Source organism: Moorena sp. SIO3I6, from assembly GCF_010672095.1.
This window is the reverse complement of the sequence record NZ_JAAHHU010000666.1, coordinates 1-2,485: the sequence shown is the minus strand read 5'-3', so window position 1 is coordinate 2,485 and position 2,485 is coordinate 1. Positions and strand designations below refer to the sequence as shown.

At 36.3% G+C, this 2,485-nt stretch carries 4 protein-coding genes; 2 read left to right on the top strand and 2 right to left on the bottom strand.

The window, feature by feature from the left end:
• Positions 1-232, top strand: a 232-nt coding sequence (locus F6K49_RS41160) for a hypothetical protein (RefSeq protein ID WP_293106824.1), incomplete at its 5' end; no start/stop codon positions are given.
• 387 nt (positions 233-619) lie between these two features.
• Positions 620-865, top strand: coding sequence for a hypothetical protein (locus F6K49_RS41155; protein ID WP_293106820.1), 246 nt, complete (start codon positions 620-622; stop codon positions 863-865).
• Positions 866-992: 127 nt separating this feature from the next.
• On the opposite strand, the gene F6K49_RS41150 is transcribed toward F6K49_RS41155, so the two are convergent.
• Entirely contained in the window at positions 993-1,340 is a 348-nt protein-coding gene (locus F6K49_RS41150; RefSeq protein WP_293106817.1) for a hypothetical protein, read from the bottom strand.
• Positions 1,341-1,725: 385 nt separating this feature from the next.
• Positions 1,726-2,346, bottom strand: coding sequence for a DUF6232 family protein (locus F6K49_RS41145; RefSeq protein WP_293106814.1), 621 nt, complete (start codon positions 2,344-2,346; stop codon positions 1,726-1,728).
• Positions 2,347-2,485: the final 139 nt, after the last annotated feature.

Here is a 2,485-nt window from a genome sequence, read left to right as displayed (position 1 = left end):
TGGGGATTCCACCGATATGTTAGCAGTGACTCAACAACTGCGAACAAATATTGTCCGGGAAATTGACAATTGGCAGACTCAGAAAAACCCCAATCAAACCAGGGGACGATATCTGTTTAGTTTTAGTTTGTTTTCCAATCCAGAAAATGTAAGTAGTACGGAGAATCCTAACTTGCCGCTGTTAACGGTGGAAAACTTGAATCTTTTGCTTACAGATATTATTGAGGAATAGTAAGTTATCAGCGGTCAGCGGTCAGCGGTCAGCGGTCAGCGGTCAGCTGATAGCTTACCTACCTGCTCCCTGCTCCCTAAAAACCCAGAACTTTGTACCTAACTGAAGTGCAAACTGCTGTAGTCATGAGGACATTGCTTATCCTTTTAAGGCAAGAGGAATCCCCCGTAACACCCCAGGGCTGTTTCATTGTCGGATAGAGCTGTTGACTAAAATGGTGATTGCTGTGATGTCAAATGCCAGCGGTCACTCGATTACGTGGATAAATCGTGTTTGCCTGATGTAAGTAATACTCCTTGAAAGAAGCGCGATTACATCACCCCTTACCCTCAAGTATTAGCTATTAATTTTGTATGAAATTATTTTACCCGCTGAAACCTTTCTCCAGTGGGTTTTCCCAGTGTTCGGGGGAAACTAGAAGCGATGGTTCTTCGGATCAACCAAAAGCGATCGCTGAAAGCGGGCTCTTCGAGCCATCGTACCACTAGCATCGATGATCAAGAAATGCATCAATGCAGCAAGATTTGGCTGGATTTCAGGCTCTCCAGTCAGCCAGATCTGATCAAACAGTGTGCATCAATGCATATCACTAAACCTTCTGGCAAAATGCGATCGCTTAAATACTTTAGTTGATATTTCCGGACACATCGTGCAAGATTAAGCTGTACATTTCCGGAAAATCACGAATTATGCCGACATCAACTAGCTGCATGGCGTGTTGTTAAAGAGGGAACATGGAATGATGACTGATAGCTCACCCTTAAGCTTCTGTCCATCCCTCAATCGTAGCCATTAAAATGTTAACTAGGGGATGATCTATGGTTTCTTTAAGAGCTTCTTTGCCTCCTGCTTCAAGGGCATTGATTACCTTATTTTTTAGGGTTGGGTTATTATTTATTCCCTCAGCAGCCTTGGCTACAACTGTTAGCTTCTCAAGCTCAGTACTAGTAGGATTAGTCTGGGATAGTTGGTTTAGAAGTTTCTGGATTTCTGCTGCTGCTTCAACAAGATTATTGTCCTGTTTATCAACATAAATAATGTTTCTAACCTCACCTGTTACTATAGGACTCTTCTTATTGATTCTAATCTTAATCGATTTATCTTCCATTTTAACTTATTGATCTATTGAATAGGTTTACAATATGGTGATTTGCATAAGTATTAGGTAACCTGACTTCGGGTTAAGCAGACTGAACATATTTATTATCCCGAAGTCAAATTAAATACATAGGATTTCTTACTATTTACTCTTCCTAATACCTATTTCAACAAAAAAATGCACTTAAATTAACTTAAAACAAAAGGCTACAATATAGCGTTTATAGGACTCATGAGGTACACATAATTGTTTGATTATTGGCTCTTGCCTTCCCCTCCTGGGAGGGGTTAGGGGTGGGTTTCTCTTACCTGCTCCCTGCTCCCTGCTCCCTGCTCCCTAAAACCCAGATATTTGTACCTCACAAGTCGTAGAATTGCTATAGTGTTTTATCCTCTTAAATAAAGTTTACAATATCTCCTTCCATTTTACCGGAAACTATAGGAGAATTATTATTTTCTTTGATGCTTATAGATTTATCTTCAGACATATCTAATTTTAGATATTTATCTTCAGACATGTTCAAAGTTTCAAAATTGAAATTAAGATATCTGGGTTCACTATTATTCATGGCATCATTTATATACAAAATAATTTGTTTTATAAAAAACTCAGAATTGCTGACCAATATTTTTTCTGTTCCATTGTTTGTTATAATCTTTATTCCATAGTTGTCTATCGTTTTAGTGATGAATTTATTTTTTGTAAAAAGTATCAAAACTCCAAGAGCTATCAAGAAAAAAACAAACAAACTGGACTTAGCAAACATACTGACAATCAAGCCAAATATGAGTATATAAAATAAATAAATAGAGAACTTATTTTTGTATTTTTTGTATTGAGCAGTAGTTTTAAAAGTTATAAATTCGATACTAGTGATATTTTTAATTTGATAAATTGTATTAGAAAATACTAAAGTTTTTCCTTTAATTTTCAAAAAAGACGGTTTTAGTTTATTTTGTTCACTAAAGCTATCGGACAGGGGATTATTCAACATGTTTTTTTTTATTAAGCTCAAAATTATAGTTTAGTGTCACAGTAATCCTATCTGATTCGTGAAATAGAGTGGCCGAATCTATCTCTACAACCGTTCTCAGTAAAGATTTTATATTTTGCTTTTTGCTGATTTTACCAATGATTTAGGATTTCTATAAAGC

Excerpts from the sequence above, each read along its gene's own strand:
- F6K49_RS41150 (WP_293106817.1), bottom strand. The coding sequence starts at position 1,340 with ATGGAAGATAAATCGATTAAGATTAGAATCAATAAGAAGAGTCCTATA.